General features: G+C 44.2%; 16 protein-coding genes and 1 pseudogene. 13 read left to right on the top strand and 4 right to left on the bottom strand.

The window, feature by feature from the left end; translation table 11 throughout:
• The first annotated feature begins 8 nt into the window (after positions 1-8).
• The 12 genes and pseudogenes from AB6D93_RS05350 (at position 9) to AB6D93_RS05295 (ending at position 11701) form a co-directional block, all read left to right on the top strand.
• Positions 9-1358 carry an AAA family ATPase gene (locus AB6D93_RS05350; RefSeq protein WP_102331948.1) on the top strand — a complete coding sequence of 450 codons (1350 nt, stop codon included), beginning with the start codon at positions 9-11 and terminating at the stop codon, positions 1356-1358.
• Positions 1351-2100 carry a Flp pilus assembly protein CpaB gene (cpaB, locus tag AB6D93_RS05345; protein WP_102331949.1) on the top strand — a complete coding sequence of 250 codons (750 nt, stop codon included), beginning with the start codon at positions 1351-1353 and terminating at the stop codon, positions 2098-2100. Before AB6D93_RS05350 ends, cpaB begins: the two co-directional genes overlap by 8 nt.
• Before the next feature lie 8 nt (positions 2101-2108).
• A complete protein-coding gene (locus AB6D93_RS05340; protein WP_102331950.1) occupies positions 2109-3566 on the top strand; it encodes a type II and III secretion system protein family protein in 1458 nt (485 codons plus the stop codon).
• Positions 3556-3825 carry a hypothetical protein gene (locus AB6D93_RS05335; protein WP_017063305.1) on the top strand — a complete coding sequence of 90 codons (270 nt, stop codon included), beginning with the start codon at positions 3556-3558 and terminating at the stop codon, positions 3823-3825. Before AB6D93_RS05340 ends, AB6D93_RS05335 begins: the two co-directional genes overlap by 11 nt.
• A 14-nt stretch (positions 3826-3839) precedes the next feature.
• Positions 3840-5105, top strand: coding sequence for a Tad domain-containing protein (locus tag AB6D93_RS05330; RefSeq protein WP_017070364.1), 1266 nt, complete (start codon positions 3840-3842; stop codon positions 5103-5105).
• A 2-nt stretch (positions 5106-5107) separates the two neighbouring features.
• The gene (locus tag AB6D93_RS05325) at positions 5108-5536 is read left to right on the top strand and encodes a TadE/TadG family type IV pilus assembly protein (RefSeq protein ID WP_017063307.1); all 429 of its coding nucleotides are present in this window, start codon (positions 5108-5110) and stop codon (positions 5534-5536) included.
• Positions 5536-6036, top strand: a complete 501-nt coding sequence (locus AB6D93_RS05320; protein WP_017063308.1) for a TadE/TadG family type IV pilus assembly protein — start codon at positions 5536-5538, stop codon at positions 6034-6036. The genes AB6D93_RS05325 and AB6D93_RS05320 overlap by 1 nt, the downstream gene beginning before the upstream one ends.
• A 1-nt stretch (position 6037) precedes the next feature.
• Positions 6038-7252: an AAA family ATPase gene (locus tag AB6D93_RS05315; protein WP_017063309.1), complete on the top strand. Its 1215-nt coding sequence runs from the start codon at positions 6038-6040 to the stop codon at positions 7250-7252.
• Positions 7253-7426: 174 nt separating this feature from the next.
• Positions 7427-8737, top strand: a pseudogene (locus AB6D93_RS05310) (CpaF family protein); the annotation flags it as partial.
• Positions 8738-8747: 10 nt separating this feature from the next.
• The gene (locus AB6D93_RS05305) at positions 8748-9713 is read left to right on the top strand and encodes a type II secretion system F family protein (RefSeq protein WP_017063311.1); all 966 of its coding nucleotides are present in this window, start codon (positions 8748-8750) and stop codon (positions 9711-9713) included.
• Between the two features lie 3 nt (positions 9714-9716).
• Positions 9717-10688: a type II secretion system F family protein gene (locus AB6D93_RS05300; RefSeq protein ID WP_017063312.1), complete on the top strand. Its 972-nt coding sequence runs from the start codon at positions 9717-9719 to the stop codon at positions 10686-10688.
• Complete coding sequence (locus tag AB6D93_RS05295; protein WP_017063313.1) at positions 10685-11701, top strand: lipopolysaccharide assembly protein LapB; 1017 nt, start codon at positions 10685-10687, stop codon at positions 11699-11701. The genes AB6D93_RS05300 and AB6D93_RS05295 overlap by 4 nt, the downstream gene beginning before the upstream one ends.
• A 113-nt stretch (positions 11702-11814) precedes the next feature.
• Here AB6D93_RS05295 and chrA read toward each other — a convergent pair whose 3' ends face one another.
• Positions 11815-12960 carry a chromate efflux transporter gene (chrA, locus tag AB6D93_RS05290; protein WP_102331951.1) on the bottom strand — a complete coding sequence of 382 codons (1146 nt, stop codon included), beginning with the start codon at positions 12958-12960 and terminating at the stop codon, positions 11815-11817.
• A gap of 101 nt (positions 12961-13061) precedes the next feature.
• Here chrA and AB6D93_RS05285 point away from each other — a divergent pair, with 101 nt between their 5' ends.
• Positions 13062-13994, top strand: coding sequence for a LysR family transcriptional regulator (locus AB6D93_RS05285; protein WP_017070360.1), 933 nt, complete (start codon positions 13062-13064; stop codon positions 13992-13994).
• A 39-nt stretch (positions 13995-14033) separates the two neighbouring features.
• On the opposite strand, the gene AB6D93_RS05280 is transcribed toward AB6D93_RS05285, so the two are convergent.
• From AB6D93_RS05280 to ygjK, 3 genes are all read right to left on the bottom strand, one after another.
• Positions 14034-15143, bottom strand: a complete 1110-nt coding sequence (locus AB6D93_RS05280) for a phosphatase PAP2 family protein (protein WP_017063316.1) — start codon at positions 15141-15143, stop codon at positions 14034-14036.
• Between the two features lie 322 nt (positions 15144-15465).
• Positions 15466-16806: an MATE family efflux transporter gene (locus tag AB6D93_RS05275; protein ID WP_102331952.1), complete on the bottom strand. Its 1341-nt coding sequence runs from the start codon at positions 16804-16806 to the stop codon at positions 15466-15468.
• 392 nt (positions 16807-17198) lie between these two features.
• On the bottom strand, positions 17199-19610 hold the full coding sequence (gene ygjK / locus AB6D93_RS05270; RefSeq protein WP_102331953.1) for an alpha-glucosidase: 2412 nt from the start codon (positions 19608-19610) through the stop codon (positions 17199-17201).
• Positions 19611-19624 lie beyond the last annotated feature (14 nt).

Here is a 19624-nt window from a genome sequence, read left to right as displayed (position 1 = left end):
GAGAACATATGGATATTAGAGGGATACCGTCCCCGAGTAATTTAAAGCCTCAAATATCAGCTCCTTTGGTTCCGACTTCCATTGAATCGCTTGGTATACCTGAAGTTGTGATTGAAAACTTATTACTTAAACACTTATCCGCTTACCCTAAGTCTGATGTGTTGGAGCTTTCTAACCATTTGTGTGTGGTTACCCATATTGTTGAGAATGGACTTGCGGTACTTAGAAAGAAATCATTCATTGAAGTCTTTCAACCAACTTCAGCTTTATCTTTAGACTCCTCTTCACACAGTCATGTTCGCTACTCCTTATCAGAAAAGGGCATAGAAGAAGCAGATCTCGCTTTTACTCGAGATGCTTATTTAGGCCCGGTTCCCGTTTCACTTGCTCAATACAGTGACATTGTAAAACAACAAGACTTGCGAGCGGAATTGGTGACCAGACCACATGTTGAAGCGGCTCTTAGTGATGTTTACGGCGTAGACAAAATGATCTCCGTGCTAGGCCCGGCAATTAACTCGGGACGAGCTCTGCTTTTGTATGGGCATGCCGGTACAGGTAAAACATTTGTTGCGACACGCATAGTTAATGCATTACACACTTCAGTTTTTATCCCTTATGCAGTCTATGCCTTCGGTAACATTATTAAGGTTTTCTCTACGCAACACCATAAACCGCTTGATCACAACGGCAGTGAAACATTGGTTTCTCTTAAGGATCAGTACGACAAGCGTTGGCTCAATTGTGAGAGACCGAATATTCAGGTGGGCGGAGAGCTAACCATGGATATGCTTGAAGTTAATCATTCAGAGAACAGCCGAGTGTGGTTGGCACCGTTACAAATGATGGCGAATAACGGAATTCTGGTGATTGATGACCTCGGGCGTCAGCCAATGCCAGTCGATAACCTGCTCAATCGATGGATTGTTCCAATGGAATATTACTTCGATCATCTTTCGTTGCCGAATGGTCAGCAAGTGACAATGCCATTTGTGTTGACCCTCGCTTTCTCTACTAACTTAAATCCGGAGAAGATCAGTGATCCGGCATTTTTGCGTCGCTTGGGTTATAAAATCGAATTCAAGCCTCTTAATCTGCGTGACTATGAATCCTTGTGGATGAATGTTGTGGCAGAGAAAGAGCTAGAACTTCAAAGCGGTTTCTTTGAGCGCTTATCTCAAATGCACACGCTTTACAAAGTGCCTCTTTTCCCTTGCTTACCTAAAGATCTCGCTGGTATTAGCAAAGATATCCTTTCATTTGAGCAGCTCCCGCCCGTTATTACTTTCGATATTCTTTCCATGGCATGGGAAGTCTACTTTACCTCTGATGGACACGAGGAAGAAAATAATGAATAAGAGTCAGGTATTCCTATTGTTTTTACTGTCCGTAGTATTCGGCTTAGCGGCTGTATTTTTTGCTAAGCAATGGATGGACAACCAAGTTCAACCGACGATAGAAGTCGAAGAAGTTGAACGTCACCCGGTTGTAGTGGCCTCTCAAGAAATTGAAGCTGGAACCATAATTGAAGAGCAGTATTTAACGACGAAGTTGATGGAAGTTGATTGGATCAATGAAAACAACTATTCGGATAAATCTGAGCTGATTGGTCAGGTTGTCGCTAATACCATTTATGCCGGAGAGGTGCTTCACAAGCTGCGTTTCACAGTTCCTGGTGAAGGCTCCACACTTGCGGCTTTGATTCCTGAAAATAAACGAGCGGTAACAATTCGAGTCGATGACGTTATCGGTGTAGCTGGGTTTCTATTACCCGGGAACAAGGTCGATATTCTCAATACCGTTTCCTACGGTAAAAACTCTGCGGCCACTCGAACTGTGTTGAAAGACATTAAAGTGCTCGCGGTAGACCAGACCGCCAGAACCAAAGAAAACAGCCCCATTATTGTTCGTGCGGTAACACTTGAGGTGACCCCCAAAGATGCAGAAAAGCTTCTGACGGCTAAGAGCAAAGGCAGTATTCAGCTTACCTTAAGAAATCCTCATGAAGTTGAGAAGAAAGTCGTTCGTCGATACGTGCCTAGACCAAGCGTGACCATTATCAAGGGTACGGAAACATCTAATGTGCGCGTCAAGGATTGAGGTGAGATATGAGAATAATATTAGCGTGTGTTTTGAGCCTGCTTTGTTTTTCGAACGTAAGTTTTGCTGCATTGCAAACCGGAAAAACAGTCACGGTTCCGCATCATAAATCGACGCATGTCGTGTTATCAGGTAAAGCGAGCAAGGTTTCACTTGGCGACCCTGATGTTTTGGACATCGTGATTTTGAAATCTAACGAAGTGTTTTTGATTGGTAACAAGTTAGGTGCAACCAACTTGATGGCTTGGGATTCTCGAGGCCAGTTGATTGAGTCTATTAATATCGAGGTGACTCATGATCTTAATAGCCTGAAATCCAAGCTGTATGAGTTTCTTCCTGACGAGACTATCGAGGTACATAGCGCTCAGAATCGCTTGCTGTTGAGTGGGCAAATCAGTAATCAACAGAAGATGAATGTCGCTATGAGAATTGCTGAAACCTACGCCGCAGGGCAGGCTGCAGATGATTCTAAAGAGAGTGGTAGTGAGCAAGCTGCTGCAACTGGTGTTATCAACTTAATGTCTATCGGTGGCGCCCAACAGGTGATGTTAGAGGTAACTGTCGCCGAGGTTCAGCGGAGTTTAGTGAGAAAGTTCGATGCTAATTTCCACTTCTTCCAAACCAGTGGTTCCAACTTTTCGTGGGGAGCTTCATCTGTTCCTGCTGGTGTACTGGGTGCAACACCAATCTTCGATATTCCTACCTCAACTGATTACGGGATTCTAGGGTCTTTCATCGATAGTAATACCTTATTTACCTTTGCATTGGATGTCGCCAAGCAAAATGGTGTCGCGAAGGTATTAGCAGAGCCGAATTTAACTGCATTGAGTGGCTCTAAGGCCGAGTTTCTAGCGGGTGGTGAATTTCCAATTCCAGTTCCGGATGATGATGGGATTACCATTGAATACAAAGAATACGGGGTAGGGCTGAAATTTATACCGACCGTACTCAGTGATAAAAAGATCAACCTGAACTTAGCGGTTGATGTAAGTGAAATTGCGAACAGCAGTTCATTGACTATCGACCCCGGCTCGACCAACGCGACTTACTTTATTCCACCAATTACACGTCGAAGCGCCTCTTCTACGCTTGAGCTTGCAGATGGACAAACCATCGGTATTGCAGGGCTACTGAGCGAGAACGTGCGTGATATCAGCAACAAAATGCCGGGTATTGGTGATGTGCCGATCCTAGGCCAGCTTTTCAATAGTCAAGAATACGTATCGGGAGAAACAGAGCTTGTCATTCTTGTTACTCCTCGACTCGCTAAACCAGTGGACAGAAGTAAAGTCACATTGCCAACAGATGCCTTTGTTGCCCCTAATGACCTGGAATATTACTTGTTAGGTAGAAGCGCTTACATTGCTGAGCCTTCTGATTCTGAAGGCAAGAGTAATTCAAGTTCCGCTAAAGACATTGCGCCAACTGATGGTGGTAGCGAAGGTTCATTTGGTCATGATTTATAAGGAGATAGATATGATTAGAACAATGATGGTCTTTCTCGCACTGGTATTAGTAGGTTGTGCGAATGACGCGCCTTTGGGGCAGTCGGTTGCTAAGTTGAAAATGGAGCAAACATACAACCCAAATGCGACTCAGGAAAACTTGCAGGTTTTACCTGATGGTACCGGAGAGCGCATGCAGGCTGGTTACGACAGCTACGTGGGTAAAGGCGATGAAGATCTTTCAGAGAGCAATAGTCAGGTCTTACAGAGCTTTAATTAGTTTGGAGGTACTTTATGTTGTATCAAGTATCAAGAAAACCTAAAAAACAGGGCGGATTGGTTGTCATATTTGTGACTATCGCGTTGCTTGTCTTCCTTGCTGTGTCAGCGTTAGCCGTGGATATCAACCATATGCTAGTGAATAAAACGCGCTTACAGAATGCGGTTGACTCAGCGGCGTTAGCGGCAGCGACTATTTTGGATAACAGTAAAGATCAAACCGCGGTATCTGCAGAAGTTACATCAACATTGAATGCTATGGCGGGGGCTTCTGGTAATCATGAATTTGATTTCTCAACTGCAGTGGTTAGCGTTGAATACTCTAACGACCCTCAAAGCTTTGCGGGGACCCCTACGTTTGGTGCTGATGATGATGTATATGTTCGAGTTAATGTCAGCTCATTAGATATGGATGAATTCTTTATTCAGATGTTTGGTTTAGCAAAAAGCGTATCGGCAACAGCGGTTGCAGGACCAAGCTCAGGACTGCAAGTTGTGAATAATATTGTACCCATTGGAGTGTGTACTGGTGACGGGACTTCAGATAACGATATTAACGAAGATGGTTATGATGATGCTACCGGTGAGGCAATTACCAATGTCTTTGGTTATGAGGTAGGTACAGTTCATGCTCTAAAAGTGGGCGATAAAAAACTGTCTCAAATGGGAAATGGTAATTATCACCTACTGGACTTTGGATCTGGAGGTAGCACGGTAAAAGAAGCCTTGGCTGGTTACTATGATTACTCTGTCGCTATTGGCGATAGTGTTACTACCAAGCCTGGGGGAACGGTTGGGCCTACAGCTGATGGTTTAAATACTCGTTTTGGTGATTATGGTGGCGGCTTATCAAGTTCAGATTACCCATCTGATTATGTAACGACTGAGCCCAGCTCTGAAATTAAGATAGACAGTAAAACGGGTGATATTGATTTTGATGGCTCTTATACCTATTCCCAATATGAGGCTGACACCAACGCATGTATAGCAAGTATGGGCTCTGGTTGTGTGTCTGGTGGTACAGCATGGCGACGTATTCTTCCTATTCCTATGGTCGATTGCTCAGGTAAAAGTGGTGGAGTAACCAGTTTTACCGTTCAGAAAATAGGGTGCTTCTTCTTATTACAAAAGGCGCCAACTAACAATTCCGGTACTCCTGCAGTATTTGGTGAATTCATACATTCTTGCAGTGTTGCTGGCGGTTCTGGTGGGGCTGAGTCATCAACTGAAGGTCCTTACAAAATTGTTTTGTATAAAGACCCAGATGGAGGAGGCTCTTAGTTATGGATAACAACTTTAAAAAACAACAGGGCCTCGCTGCAATTGAAATGTTGATTGCGACACCAGTATTACTGTTTTTCTTGGTGTTGGTTCTTGAACTGGGAAACATCCTAATTCACTACAATGTCATCTCAAAATCGGTTCAAAACGGAGCTCGTTATGCTGTAAGTGAGGTGTATGGAACAAAGGGTGGGACATTAGCTCCTACTGCGGAAATTCAAAATATTGTGGTTTACGGTAAGAACACTGTAGGTACGGCGATACTTTCTAGCCTTGCAACTTCTGATGTAGTTGTCACTCCTCCTTCAGCAGACAGTTATGTGAGAGTAACGGTTAATTACGACTATGTTCCTCACTTTTTATCGATTCCATTTTCATCTGAAAGCTTATCTGTTCCCTTAAGTGTGTCGTCTGTTATGAGGGTTTTCTGATGAAACCAATCAACAAGCACAACGGCTTAGCCATTATCGAGTTTACGATAGTTTCTTGGTTGGTTTTCTTGCTGATTTTTCTGATTTTGGCTTTGGGGGCTTATGTATTCTCACTCCAGATTGTTAACGAGGCGACGAGAAAAGCGGCAAGGCTAGCGACCGTTTGTTACGTCTTAGACCGCGATAACATTGCGGGGATTGTTGTAGAAGACATTCCACTACTGGGGTTTAGCGATAGCAACTTGGAGGTGGCGTATTTGGATGCTGCTGGCTCTGAAATTACCTCTGATTTCGAAACCAATTTTAGTGCGATTAAGTTTGTACGAGCAAGAGCGACAGGCTATGGCATTCAGCTGATCAGCAACCTCAGCTTTTTAGGGACAAATGGGTTTCTTGCGGCACCTGCGTTTGAGACGATTTTACCCGCTGAGAATTTAGGTGTAATCAAAGCCAATACAAATACTAGGACAAGATGTCCGGAACAAATACAGGGTGGGTAATATGGGCGAAGCAATTGATATTTTACCGAATGAAGACGATGCGATTCGCCTTAAAACCAACTTGAATGTATGGCTTATCTATAGCAATGAAAACTTTCATGCTCATATGAGGCAGCAATTGAAACGTTGTCGAAATGTTCATATCGACTCTTTTTCATTATTAGGCATGACCGAAGAATATGTGAGAAGCCTAGATACTCCCGACCTTATCTTTGTCGAAGCGAGTGGTGGTTGGGCTCAGAAAATGGTCGATCTGCAAAGCTACAATTTGCAGTTGGAAGAGTATGATTTATCTTTGGTCGTGTTTGGTGATGAGAGTGACAATGGGTCATTGAAAATAGCACTAAGACTGGGTGCTTCTGACTTCCTATCTCATGACATTTCTATCTCTGGTCTCTTACCGTTACTTAAGAAAACCGCAGCGGAAAAAATCGAAAACTCTAGTTATGGTGAAGTGTTCCTATTTATTAATACCAAAGGTGGAATGGGGGCAACAACCTTAGCGTTAAATACAGCTGTTGAAATCGCGAGTTATCATCCTGATGAAGTGCTTTTACTCGATATAGATCTTCAGTTTGGTGTTATCCCTGAATATTTGAATATCACCCCGGCCTACAGTATTTCGGATGCTATCGACAGCTCAAATGATTTGGATGAGATGTCTTTGAATAGCTTAGTTAACAAGCACTCATCGGGGTTACACGTTTTAAGCTTCAAACATGAAAATAACGCGGATGATTATGAACATGCCCAAAAGATTGGGAGGTTATTACCCGTATTACGTCGCTTCTATCGCTACATTGTTATCGATTTCTCTCGAGGGTTAGATCATATCTTCGCATCGGCTATCTCCCCTGCGACTAAGGTGTTACTCGTTACTCAACAAACCTTAGTGTCGGTCAAAAACAGTAACCGTTTAGTCAGAACTCTGAAATTTGAGTACGGGTTACAACAAGACGCAATCGAGATCATCGTGAATCGTTATGAGAAACGACAAACCATTAAGTTATCAGACATAGAACAAACCGTTGGGAAGCATGATATCCATTTAATGCCTAACGATTTTAAGGTCGCATTGGAGAGTGCCAATTTAGGTCAACCATTGGTTGAGTCAAAAAAGAAGAGTTCGATTACACGCTCGATCATCGATTTGTCTCATATCCTTTCTCCTCCAGAGCAAGAAGAGAAGAGTTGGCTCAAAAAGATATTTTCATAGGTTGTTTGTTCTAAGCATAGATGAGGGATCGTTATGTTCTTTAAACGAAAAAATATAAATCCGGAGTTTGAAAAAAAAGTAGAACAGTTTTCGCAACAAGAAAGCGAGAACATTGCTGCCTTTCCTCAAGGAGCCGTTAGTGATTCTGTTGTTCTTAAAGGGCTAGATGCCAACGAAGAACAAGAAAAATCGGTTAATGAAGCAAAAAAAGTCTTAGAACAAGAGCTTTCAATTAAGCACTATTTTCATAAACAGCTCTTAGAGACACTTGACCTTGGTCTGCTTTCAAGCCTTGATAAAGAGCGCGCTAAAGTTGACCTTCATGAAGCGATTGTTCAGCTAATGGCAGACGATCAAAGCCATGCTCTGAGTGCGGAAGGCCGGAAAAGAGTGATCAAACAAATCGAAGATGAAGTGTTTGGTTTGGGGCCTTTAGAGCCATTGCTAGCCGATAAAACCGTATCTGATATTTTGGTTAATGGGCCTAAAAATGTGTTCGTTGAGCGAGGTGGTAAGTTAGAAAAGACCCCTTATACGTTTTTGGATGACCGACATCTTAGAAACATCATTGACCGTATTGTTAGCCAAGTGGGACGTCGAATTGATGAAGCCTCTCCTATGGTGGATGCACGATTGGCCGATGGCTCTCGGGTAAATGCAATTATCCCACCTCTTGCCTTAGATGGCCCATCGGTATCCATACGACGCTTTGCGGTAGACAGCCTAACTATGGACAACTTGCTGGAATATAAGTCAGCCTCTCCGCAAATGGCGAAATTTGTCGAAGCGGCCGTTAAAGGTGAGCTCAATATATTAATTTCAGGCGGTACGGGGTCAGGGAAAACCACGACGCTTAATATCTTTTCTGGTTTCATCCCACGAGATCAACGAATCATCACAATAGAAGATTCCGCAGAGCTTCAACTCCAGCAACCCCACGTTATTCGTCTTGAAACTCGTCCGGCAAACCTTGAAGGAAAAGGTGAGATAAGTCAGCGAGAGCTAGTGAAAAACACGTTACGTATGCGACCTGACCGTATCGTTGTCGGGGAGGTGCGTGGTAGTGAAGCGGTCGATATGTTGGCTGCGATGAATACCGGGCATGACGGTTCCCTTGCAACCATTCACGCCAACACCCCTCGTGATGCACTAAGCCGTGTAGAGAACATGTTTTCGATGGCGGGCTGGAACATTTCTACCAAAAATCTCAGAGCGCAGATTGCTTCTGCTATCCATCTAGTAGTTCAGATGGAAAGGCAAGAAGATGGTAAGCGCCGTATGGTTAGTATCCAAGAGATCAATGGTATGGAAGGAGAGGTCATCACTATGTCTGAGATCTTCCACTTTCAGCGTCAAGGCATCGATGAGCATGGCAATATTTTAGGTTATTACACCGCAACCGGTGTAGTGCCTCAGTCTCATGACCAATTGGTTAAGCGTGGTCTTGATCTGCCTTTTGAGCTCTTTACTGAATCACATAGCTGAGGAACGGATTATGGATAACGTAACTGTCTCGCTGGTCCTATTGTTTGTTGCGGTGTTGTTTATTTCGCAAGCCTTGTTATTGCCAGCAGCCGGGAAAAAAGCCAAACACAAAGAGTTATCTCGCCGTCTAAAAGAGACACAAAGAAATATTGATGAAGAGAGCTTGTCGCTCTTAAAAGAGCACTACAACAAAGAGCTATCACCGCTCGACCGAAAATTAATTGTGATTCCTTTCTTTGCCGACCTAAAACGTATGCTGGAATTAGCGGGTCTCCACCTTACGTTAAGTCGCTTTTTGTTCATCGTATTTTTGTGCGGAACCTTATTGGCTTTAATGGCTTTAGTGTTTAATCAAGTGTGGTTCATTTGTGTAGCCGCTTTCGTCTTCGCTTGGGTTGTCGCTTATCTGTTTGTCCAAAATAGAGTGACATACAGGATGGCTCGATTCGAAGAGCAGCTGCCAGAGGCTCTGGATATTATTCGAAGAGCCTTACAAGCGGGGCAGCCATTGGTTCAGTCTTTCAATGAGGTGGGTGAAGAGATGCCTGAGCCGATCGGTGTTGAGTTTAAGAACACCTATAACCTGCTTAATTATGGCTACGACTTGAGGCTCGCGATCATGCAAATGACAGAGCGAGCACCGACCGTTTCGATGTTGGCTTTCTCAAGTGCCGTCATGTTGCAGAAAGAGACAGGGGGGAACCTCTCTGAGAATCTGCAAAAAGTATCTGAGGTATTAAGAGCCCGCTTTAAACTCGAAAGAAAGATCAAAACCCTCTCAGCTGAGAGTCGCCTTTCTGCTTGGATACTGACCCTTTCTCCGTTTGCCCTGTTTTTCGGTCTTAAATTCGTAAACCCTGAATACATTGAGCCTTTGTACAGTGACCCTAGAGGAATATCGATGGTCAGTATTGGAGTGATCTTGTTGGCGATTGGGGCATTGTGGATAAGAAAAATAATAAATATCGAGATATAAATTATGGAATTCTTTGATTTAGAAGTATGGAAACAAGCACTCTCTGAGTTCGGGATCAGCAGTCAAACCTTACTCTACGGGATGATTTTGCTGACCACGATGTTACTTACCCTCACTCTTGGTTTTCTTTTTGTTGGCGCTCGTTCACCGTTGGATAAAAAGTTAAAACAGATTTCTGGAGGTAGCCAAACGGGCAGCCGGAAGTCTTATGATTTTACGAATACCTTGGAGTCGTTAACGCCATTTATTGGGCGAGGGAACAAAAAGGACAACGAAAGCTATTCAGAAAAGCTCATGCACGCTGGATACCATGAAAAAAGTGCGCTTTCAGTCTTTTATTCCATCAAAGTGCTTTCCGCTCTTATCGGGTTTGTCTGTGCGTTCGTGGTGTTTTATCTGGCGATTGGTGACAGTTATAACAACTTATTGATTGTGACTTGTATCTTTGTCGGCACGTTTTTACCCAACTTTGTATTGAGTAAAATGCAAAAAGAGAGACAGAGAAAAATTAGAAATGGGGTACCTGACGCGCTCGACCTTTTGGTGGTTTGTACTGAATCAGGCCTTGGCTTTAATGCGGCGCTGGGACGAGTTGCTAATGAGTTATACATCTCACAGCCCGAACTTGCCGATGAGCTGGATACGGTTTTTGCCAAAATTCAGGCGGGTGTCACGATGCCAGATGCTTTGAGTCAACTTGTCGAACGGACTGGCCTTCATGAATTAGACGGGCTCGTCTCTTTGCTCTCACATGCCTCCAGAATGGGGGGGAGCTTAGCGCAAACGTTACGAGACTATACCGAAGATTTTCGAGATAAGCGCCAACAAGCTGCGGAAGAGATTGCAGCAAAAATACCAACTAAAATGTTGTTTCCTATGTTGTTATTTATTTGGCCGTGTTTTTTTATTGTTGCCCTAGGACCTGGGATGATGATTGTTATGGACGCATTAAGTGCGCCAGGAGTTGGTTTATGATGCTAATGAACAGAATGGTTTTACTTTTGCTGCCGCTATTAGTTTTAGGGTGTGCTTCTTCTGATGAGCCAACCAATCAGTTTGATGCTGAGTTGTATTCGGGGAAGCCCATTGACACCTTAACCAGTGACGATCCTCCGGTTAGTGAAAAAGAAGCGATCATGCGTGGTGATGTGGCGCTGAGAGATAACAATATCGATCTAGCGCTTTATGAGTACATCCGATCTCTGTCTTTCCCTGAGCAAGAGTTTCACGATAAAACGCTGTTTACGATTGGCCGAATTCACTCATCGAGAGGCAACTACGCGCTCGCTGAAAAAGCCTATTTGGCGGCACTAGATTTTAATCCGGCGCATACTGAAGTGTTGGAGCAACTTGGGGTTCTATATACCAAGCAGCGCCGCACCGATGAAGGACGAAGTTATTTTTTTAAAGCGATTAATGCCGATCAAGTTCGCTTGAAAAGCAGTGAAACGACTAAAAATTACCAAGCGTTAAGCCAAAGTGAAGTTGCTGGCTTGAAGGTGGATAGCATGTCGCCAGCACTCGCTTATATGGGAATTGGGGTATTGGAGGATGTTGAAGGTAAGCATCAAATAGCTCAAGAGTATTTTAAAAAGTCGCTCACTATCGATAAAACCTCAGTAAAAGCCTTGTTGAACATGGGCTACTCCCATTACATGTATGGCAACTACAAAGAAGCGTATCAATACACTCGTTCGGCGTTAGAGATTGAGCCTAACAATGAGAAAGCTCAGAATAACCTTGCCCTTATTTACTTAGCTTCCGGCGATGTGAAAAAGGCGATCAACGTTTTTATGCGTCATATGGATGCTCCCGAAGCGTTGAATAATGTCGGGTATTTTTTAATTCTCCAAGGTCGACCTGATGAAGCGATTCCTTATCTTCAACAAGCGATCGATAAAAAGCCGTCTTACTACAAAATTGCTAATGAGAACCTAAATAGAGCGTTGGCAGAGGTAAGGGAAATGAAAGCCAGCACCCCGATATAACGCCCTATCAAGTTAAGTCATTCTAAATAAGATAGCCCCTGATGAGTTTCCTGATCAGGGGCTATTATTTGTAACTCAGTTTAGTATCTAAAGTTGGGTATCTAAGTGCTTAATTATAAATAGTTAAGCATCGCACCAGCGGCGATAAAGGTACCCACTAAACCTACAATCGGCATCTTAATTGTTTTCAATAACCACACACCAACAATGATCAGAGCGAAGTCTATGCCGCTGCTTACTGCGCTTGTGAAGATCGGTTGATATAGCGCTGCCAACAATAAACCGACAACCGCCGCATTCACACCAGTAAGAGCGCCTGCCACCAAAGGTTTGCTTGCAATCGCCTGCCAGTTTTTCAATATACCGAGTAGCAATAAGAAGCCCGGTAAGAACACAGCAATCGTTGCGAGTAGTGCGCCTGTGATCGGTGCCGATGGCATCAATACATAACCTAAGTAAGTCGCAAGTGTAAACATAGGCCCTGGTACTGCCTGTGCTGCTGCATAACCTGTTAGGAAGGCATCTTGAGACAGTTGGTCACCAATACCATTTTGTAGCAACGGAAGTACCACGTGGCCGCCACCGAATACTAAGCTACCTGCTTGGTAGAACAGGCCAAATACTTCAATACCTTGAGAGTAAGCACTGAATAGAGGCAGACCAACCAGCAAAGTAACAAAAATCACCAGAGGCGTTACCGATATTTTTTGCGTTGAAGGTATCGTTTTTAGCTCTTGAGACGTCAAGAACTTACTGCCAACCATCGCTGCAAATAGAAGCACTAAAACTTGAGGCCAGATGCCTGGAATCAGTAGTAGTACAATCGCGGTAATCACACATAAGGCGGTCGCTATCTTCGATTGGCAAAAGTTCTTGTACATACCAAAGGTTGCATCAGCTACAACCACTACCGCTAATAACTTAAGCCCGTGAATGATTGAATTGAAAAGTGGAGCTTCCAATAGCTGGTTGCTGACTAACGCCAATATCAGCATCAGAATCACAGATGGGGAAGTGAAGCCGACAAATGCAGCAATAGCACCTGTTAATCCACCTTTCTTGTAGCCGACCGCAAAGCCAACCTGACTTGAACCTGGGCCCGGTAGAAATTGACTAAGAGCGACAATCTGCCCGTACTCTTCGTCGGACAACCAGTTCAGTTTCTCAACAAAGGTTTTACGGAAGTAGCCAATGTGTGCTGCTGGTCCACCAAAGCTAATCCAGCCAAGCCAGAAAAAGGTTTTAAAAATTGAAAGCATGATCGATTCCAGATAAATGTTTAGCGTAATTTAGGTGGAGTTGAACTATGATTCAAATTAATTGTTTTAATTATAACTATGAATAAAATGGGTTAGTTGACATGGCTGATTTTAATTGGAAAGGGATCGACCTTAACTTGTTGATTGCACTGCAGGCTTTGTATAAAACGAATAGCGTGAGTAAGGCTGCTGAGCGTTGTTATGTAAGCCAATCTGCGATGAGCCATAGCTTACAAAGGCTACGAAAGTTGTTTGATGACCCTTTGTTTGAGCGTGTAGGTAGCAAGATGGAGGCGACCGACCGAGCCATTGAACTATCGAGCACAGTGGACGCGCTACTGAATACCATCCAGTCTGAAGTTCTGTTATCTAAACGTTTTGAGACCGAGAGTTTCAAAGGGAGCTGGAAAATAGGGTTGACGGATTACGTAGAGCAGATGTTTGGCCCAATGATATTCGATTTGATCAAAGAAGCTTCACCAAACTCTCAAGTCGCATTTTTTAATGTTAATCGAGGCAACTATCAGCAAGTATTTGAAGAGGCAAAGCTGGATATCTCGATAGGTAGTTTTGGAGAGGTGCCTAAGCTGTTTGGTATTGATCAACTCTACACCGAGCAGCATGTTTGCTTACTTGATAGCTCAGTGCTTGGTGTTGAACTGCCGATGTCGCTAGAGACATTTGTGTCTGTCGAGCATGCATTAGTTTCCCCCAATGGTTCTCTAAAAACGGGTGTAGATATTAAATTAGCGGAACTCGGTTATACGAGAAAAGTGGCGATTGCATCGAGTAATTTTTTGACGGTAAAACGACTGATAAGTGGCAGGAAGTTGCTGTGTATCGTGCCTAAGTTGGTCGCCCGAACTGACCCTAATGTGGAGAGCTCGCTGATAGCCGTTGCCCCGCCGATAGAGGTTCCTGATTTTGACATTCAACTTGTTTACCGCAAGGGAAAGCAACTCGATGATAAAAGTATCCACCTGAGAAAAACCATTAGTCAGGCTGTTGAAGAAGTAACGGGTCGAAGAGATTAACTCGTTATCCGATGTGATAAAGGGTGGGACATATCTAGTTTATGGAGCTTTGATTGGTGGTGTCCGTCTTCGCAACCAGTAACCAATAGCGTGCCAAAGAGCGACGACTAATATCGCCCCTAAGTATCCGTCGATTGCATAGTGCCAAGCCAAGTGAACGGAGCCGATCTGGACAATAAAAGCATAACCCCACGCCAAATATCCCAGCTTTTTGTTCAACCTAAATGCTGTCATTGCCATTAACACTGCGATAGTGACATGCAAACTAGGCATCGCAGATATTCCCGTTCCTCGGCCTCTTATGCCAGTAACATAGCTATCCCAAAGCATATCCTGCGCGGATAGCATCCAAAGTGGGAATAGATTCGCTTGCTTTAACTGGAGGTCTTGCGCTTGTAGACGTTCCATTAACCTAAGATAGAGATCTTGTTCATAGAAGTGGTGAAAGTAGGCGGGTCCCGCAGACGACAACAGCGTCGCTATGACGTTACCTAGGAGAAACCAAGATATCAAAAAGGTCAGGATAAACTGATTACGAAGTTGGTCATCTTTTCGATAGATGATGAAAAAAAGTAACATTCCCCACATCAGAAAAAACCATAAGTTGTATAAGAAGTTCATCACCAAAGTTGAAGCTGCATTTGGCAGGAAGAAGTGTGTGAGTTCCCATGGAGATACGCCAAAGTGCAACCACTTATCTAAGTGGTAAAAAGCGAGGTCTAAAGTGTAAGGATTGAAGTGCGGGATGAGTGATTTGATAAACGTGTAACTCGAAAATGAGATGTTCAAAGCGAGCATTAACAAGACAAAGTAAATGGGTTTCGAGATAGGAAATAGCAGTGATTTCACTTTTTTGATGAATCGTATAGTCGGTTTTTTTTCTCTCTTAAACAGTAAATAACAGTAATAATACGTTGCCCAGATAATAAAAGTGACATAGCAAATGGTAATTAAGACATCGATATAACTATAGATGTCATACTTCATATTATTTGGGACAAATAGGTTGATGGTTAAGGTGAGCGGAGCAATGAATGCCACGTACCATAAAATCAGTTTGTTTCTTCTAAATTCATGGAGTAGGGAAGCTAGCAAGGTTGATTGTTCTTTTCGAGGCGCGGGCTTGGCGGTGGTCGTTTCTGAATCCATATAGCCCCTCCTCAAGATTTCCAATCATGATTAAAGGTTAGTTCATCTGAGCTGTTTTTCTACTCTGGGCTTGGTCTCTGCGACAAAAATAAATGAAATAATTCCTTCCATTTTTCACAACCCGACTATACTTAATTTACGACTCAAGGCAGTCGTAAAGAATAGGCTTTTTGATTTACCTAAGTAAAAAAATTGGTTATATCCTCATGATATAGCTTAAAAATCTACCAGGCTAAACGGACTTAGTTGGTCTTAAAAGCGCTAGCTCCCCCTAGCGCTTTTTTCTTTTGGTCGAGATAAATTTCGAAGTATCAACAACAACCTAAAAAGAGAATCGAGTCCATTTCTTAGCTCGCCAGCGATAGGCCATGATGATTCCACGGAACCACTCGTCCATCGCGATTGCCATCCAAGCACCCAATACGCCATAACCCCAATGCACGCCAAGCAAATAGCTCATGGCAACCCCAATGCCCCACATGCTGAGAATGCCCATTTTGATCGGGAATTTAATGTCGCCAGCAGCCTTTAGACAAGAGATAAAGATAAGGTTAAATACTCGTCCAGCTTCAAGAATGATGGAACCTGCAATCAGTGCCGCCGTTAGCGCCATGATCTCTGGATCTTGCGTGAACAGATCGAGAATTTCGAAACGGAACACATAAACCATGCAGGTAATCGCAGTTGAGGCGATAAAGCCAACCACAAAGTAACGTTGCACGCGCTTGGTGATCTCGTCGATCCAACCCTTACCAATGTAATAGCCTGTTTGGATTTGGCTGCCTTGACCAATTGCCAGTGCAAATGCAAAAGAGAGACGAGCGATGTTTTGTGCGTAAGTAAACGCAGCCAGTGAAGATGTGCCCATCTGTACCACGAAGAAGGTAATGCTGATCTGAGCCATGTTATAAGAGAGCACTTCTCCTGCGTTCATCGAGCCGATCTTAATGATTTTTTGATAGATGGCTTTAGGCACAGATTTAAACTGCTTCACTGGTAGATCAATCCCTTTGCTTCTGACCACACCAATCAAGATCAACATCCCGATCACTTGGCTAATGACGGTCGCGGTCGCAACCCCTTGCACGCCGTATACTGGCAAACCAAAAGGTTGATATAAGGCGCAGTAGTTACCGAATACGTTGATAACGCCTGCAATCATGTTGATCACCATCGGTGACTTTGAATAGCCATGACTGCGCAAAATAGTGGTGAGAACCACACCTATGGTTACATTGAAGGTGAGAGCACCACTGATGAACAGGTATTCTTGCGCGTACTGTTCGACTTGAGGTTCGAGTTGATAAAGCGGGATAAAATATTCAGCAACAAGAACGGCAATCACACTCAGTAGCACACCGGCAATAATGGCCAGAATGATACTTGCTACACCCACGTGAGCGCTCTCTTGAGTGCGGGAAGCACCATTGTATTGCGCGATTAGAATACCCGTACCACTGCTGACCATGGTCGAGACAATGATCAGGAAAAAGGATATCTGAGAAATAACACCAACGGCAGACACGGCTTTGTCCGAGTATCCCGATAACATGAATACATCACTGGTGTTGAGTGCGGTTCTTAAAAGAACTTCGATAAAAATTGGCCAGGTGAGCGCAACGATTCCCATACGTTTGTTTAGGGTGGAATCAGCATTAGGCATTTAGGTTTTCTCAAAAAAGGGGTAGGCGACGCTATAGTTTAGCTATTATTTAGTAAACGACTATCAAATTAATGTCCGGAAGGCTAATAAGGATAAATAAAATTCGAATAAGTCTTCAGAATTCAATATTTCAGTGAGGGTGATGAAATTTTTGAATGGGATTTCATAGCAAGAGCACTCTTTGCTTTTTGTGAGTAAAAGCTTGCCTGTGTTAGCTGAGTACAACGAACAGAGTAAAAGGATTATGGTAGGCCAAATGGTCTAAGTGCTTGTTTTTCGCTTACGTTACTTCAGATATAAAAAAGGCACTCAGCGAGAAACTGAGTGCCAAAGTCTGAAATTTATGAGGTTAGATTTTCATTGAATTTCAGAAGACAGGTATAGGTTTTTACTTACTCTGCGTCAGTAAAGAAATCGTTGTATAACATGTATAGGTGGGCAGCACTCCAAGAGAAGTTTGGAGCACCTTGTTGTTCACCGTTTAGCGGGTTGTAGTTCTCACGGATAGGACCGTCTTGTACCAAGCCATCGGCGTGGTCGAAGAATGCGCCTGCCATTTCAATCGCATCGTCACGGTAGCCGTAGCTGTCCATACCTTTTAGGCCGAAGTAGAACTGGTCTACCCATACACGTCCACGCCAGTAAATATCTGGGCCAAATGCTGGGCTAGAAAGCGCTGCTGTGCCCAGTGGAACGTAGGTGTTGAACTCTGAGGTATCTTTCATCACAGAGACCACGGCATCAGCGTGAGCTTGTGTTGCTGCACCGTTGAACAGTGGTGACCAACCCTCAGGGCCTTTACCACGCTCGACAATCGGTTTGCCTGCGCAGCCATTGGCTAAAGGCTTGTCTTCAATACGAATGTCATAGAAGAAGTTAGTGCCTTCGTCGAACATACAGGTGTTGATGTAGTTCGATAGGTGCTCTGCTTTTTCACGGAACTCTTTCGCTTCTGCGTCTTTACCTAGAATGTCAGCCATTTCTGCTAGGTACTTGTTATCGCTGTACATGTAGCTTGCTTGGTCAACGGACTCTTGCAGTAATGAATAGCCAAGCAAAGTGCCGTCTTCAGCGCGGTTTTGAGCGAATTCAACATCCCAATCACTGCGCTTGCCACCGTTAGCAACGTACGCGTCTAGCTGGTCTTTATCGATGAAACCGAAGGCTGCTGCATCATCACGACCTGATTCCCAAGACGCAGCGGTTTGAGCTGGGCTCTCGATGTAATCGTAGTTGCCTTCTGCTACCACTTTATCCAGTTCAGCTTGGCCTACGACTGTTTCGTGTTTATCGCCACGAACCACGGTGAAGTACATTTCACCTTCAGGTGTGTTGTGTGCTTTGTCGCGTGCTGCGCCGTATTCTGGAACACCGTTGCCGTTGTTATCACGGTTGCGTAGCCACCAGTCGTGGTAAGCCACTAGCTTTGGATACATCTCTTCTAGCCAAGCTTCATCGCTGGTGGTCTTGTAGACTTCCATCACGGCCCATGCAGCTAGGCTTGGTTTGGTATTACGTTCGTTCCAGTTACCGCCGTCGCCGCCACGTTCTGGGCTTAGGTTGTAAGCCAATAGATCTGGCACGTAACCTTCATCCCAAGGGCGAACAGGATCGTCAGCTTGAATTTGGTAGGCAAACATCGCGCGGATGTTATCTTTCGCTACATCTGGGTTGAAGTGAGCCATTGCGTAGGCTTGCTTCCATGTGTCCCAAGGCCAAGTTTGGTTGCCCGAGAACCAACGCGCCGTCACGGATGGTGTCACAGAGTCAAACTCCATCGCACCTGCAGCGCCACGCCAGTTACCGTTTAGGGTTTCCATCGCTTTAACCGCAACACGCTCTTGCTCTGGTGTCGCGTTCGGGTTGGTTAAACCCATCTCAAGATAGCCTTCCCAACGTTCTGCTGATGCGGCTAAGAAGTCGGTAGGGTTTGCCATGATCTTTTTGATTTCAGGCTGTTCCGCTTGCGCTTCTTCTGCCGTTAGAACATGCGAGTATGTGGTGTAGATAGTCGTCGATGCTTCAATGTTTGCCGTTGAAGTAAACGCTAAACCATCAACCGTGGTTTTCGTTGGAATCGACTTGTGAACTTGGTATTCAGACTCACCAGAAGTCAGTAGATCCCATGTCGAACGAACCTTACCGAAGGTCACCTTTAGGCCATCGTCGGTTGCGACGATTTGACGGTCATATTCAGGGTAAGTTTCAGCGATTGTTTTGTCGGTTTGTGCCACGCCTTCTTTGGCGTGCGTCTTTTCTAGCAGTTCACCATCCCACACTAATTCAACCGGTGAGTCGGTAGTGATTTTTGTTTCTAGCAGAGAGGTACGGTTTGAAGCAAAACGCATCGTCATTTCTACGGTCACATCGTCAGATTTTAGCGTCTGAACCAATGCGCCCGGTAGGCTATAAGCTTCCATAGTGAAAGCCACTTTTTTGCCGTCTTTGAACACGCTTAGGCGGTCGAAGTTATCAGCCATGAAGTTGATATATTCTTCGGTAAGCAGTGCTGTACCTGGGAATCCGCCCATGCCTTCTGCACTGTCTGGCAGCAGATGACCGTGCCATGCACCTAGGTCGAAGAATGGGTTAAAGCGTTGGTGGTCATCGAAGTCGTAGTCACGCATGTATTCAGGTGAGCCAGTACGGTCGATAACGTTCTTAAATTCGTTGGCTTGCAGTTGCTCTGTGTCAGAGCCTGAGCCTGAGCCTGAGCCTGAGATTGAGTTTGAGTTTGAAGCACAACCAGTAACGACAAGGGCTGCACCGATAGCGAGAGCTGCGAATGATTTATTCAGTTTCATGATCAATTCCTGTT

It is taken from the genome of Vibrio sp. 10N.247.310.23, from assembly GCF_041467155.1.
GTDB lineage: Bacteria > Pseudomonadota > Gammaproteobacteria > Enterobacterales > Vibrionaceae > Vibrio > Vibrio crassostreae_C.
The sequence above is the reverse complement of the archived record's forward strand: the minus strand, read 5'-3'. Positions and strand labels throughout refer to the sequence as shown.

What these genes read in the sequence shown, in the direction of transcription:
- AB6D93_RS05350 (WP_102331948.1), top strand. Translation starts at nt 9, where the DNA reads ATGGATATTAGAGGGATACCGTCCCCGAGTAATTTAAAGCCTCAAATA.
- cpaB (WP_102331949.1), top strand. Translation starts at nt 1,351, where the DNA reads ATGAATAAGAGTCAGGTATTCCTATTGTTTTTACTGTCCGTAGTATTC.
- AB6D93_RS05340 (WP_102331950.1), top strand. Translation starts at nt 2,109, where the DNA reads ATGAGAATAATATTAGCGTGTGTTTTGAGCCTGCTTTGTTTTTCGAAC.
- AB6D93_RS05335 (WP_017063305.1), top strand. Translation starts at nt 3,556, where the DNA reads ATGATTTATAAGGAGATAGATATGATTAGAACAATGATGGTCTTTCTC.
- AB6D93_RS05330 (WP_017070364.1), top strand. Translation starts at nt 3,840, where the DNA reads ATGTTGTATCAAGTATCAAGAAAACCTAAAAAACAGGGCGGATTGGTT.
- AB6D93_RS05325 (WP_017063307.1), top strand. Translation starts at nt 5,108, where the DNA reads ATGGATAACAACTTTAAAAAACAACAGGGCCTCGCTGCAATTGAAATG.
- AB6D93_RS05320 (WP_017063308.1), top strand. Translation starts at nt 5,536, where the DNA reads ATGAAACCAATCAACAAGCACAACGGCTTAGCCATTATCGAGTTTACG.
- AB6D93_RS05315 (WP_017063309.1), top strand. Translation starts at nt 6,038, where the DNA reads ATGGGCGAAGCAATTGATATTTTACCGAATGAAGACGATGCGATTCGC.
- AB6D93_RS05305 (WP_017063311.1), top strand. Translation starts at nt 8,748, where the DNA reads ATGGATAACGTAACTGTCTCGCTGGTCCTATTGTTTGTTGCGGTGTTG.
- AB6D93_RS05300 (WP_017063312.1), top strand. Translation starts at nt 9,717, where the DNA reads ATGGAATTCTTTGATTTAGAAGTATGGAAACAAGCACTCTCTGAGTTC.
- AB6D93_RS05295 (WP_017063313.1), top strand. Translation starts at nt 10,685, where the DNA reads ATGATGCTAATGAACAGAATGGTTTTACTTTTGCTGCCGCTATTAGTT.
- chrA (WP_102331951.1), bottom strand. Translation starts at nt 12,960, where the DNA reads ATGCTTTCAATTTTTAAAACCTTTTTCTGGCTTGGCTGGATTAGCTTT.
- AB6D93_RS05285 (WP_017070360.1), top strand. Translation starts at nt 13,062, where the DNA reads ATGGCTGATTTTAATTGGAAAGGGATCGACCTTAACTTGTTGATTGCA.
- AB6D93_RS05280 (WP_017063316.1), bottom strand. Translation starts at nt 15,143, where the DNA reads ATGGATTCAGAAACGACCACCGCCAAGCCCGCGCCTCGAAAAGAACAA.
- AB6D93_RS05275 (WP_102331952.1), bottom strand. Translation starts at nt 16,806, where the DNA reads ATGCCTAATGCTGATTCCACCCTAAACAAACGTATGGGAATCGTTGCG.
- ygjK (WP_102331953.1), bottom strand. Translation starts at nt 19,610, where the DNA reads ATGAAACTGAATAAATCATTCGCAGCTCTCGCTATCGGTGCAGCCCTT.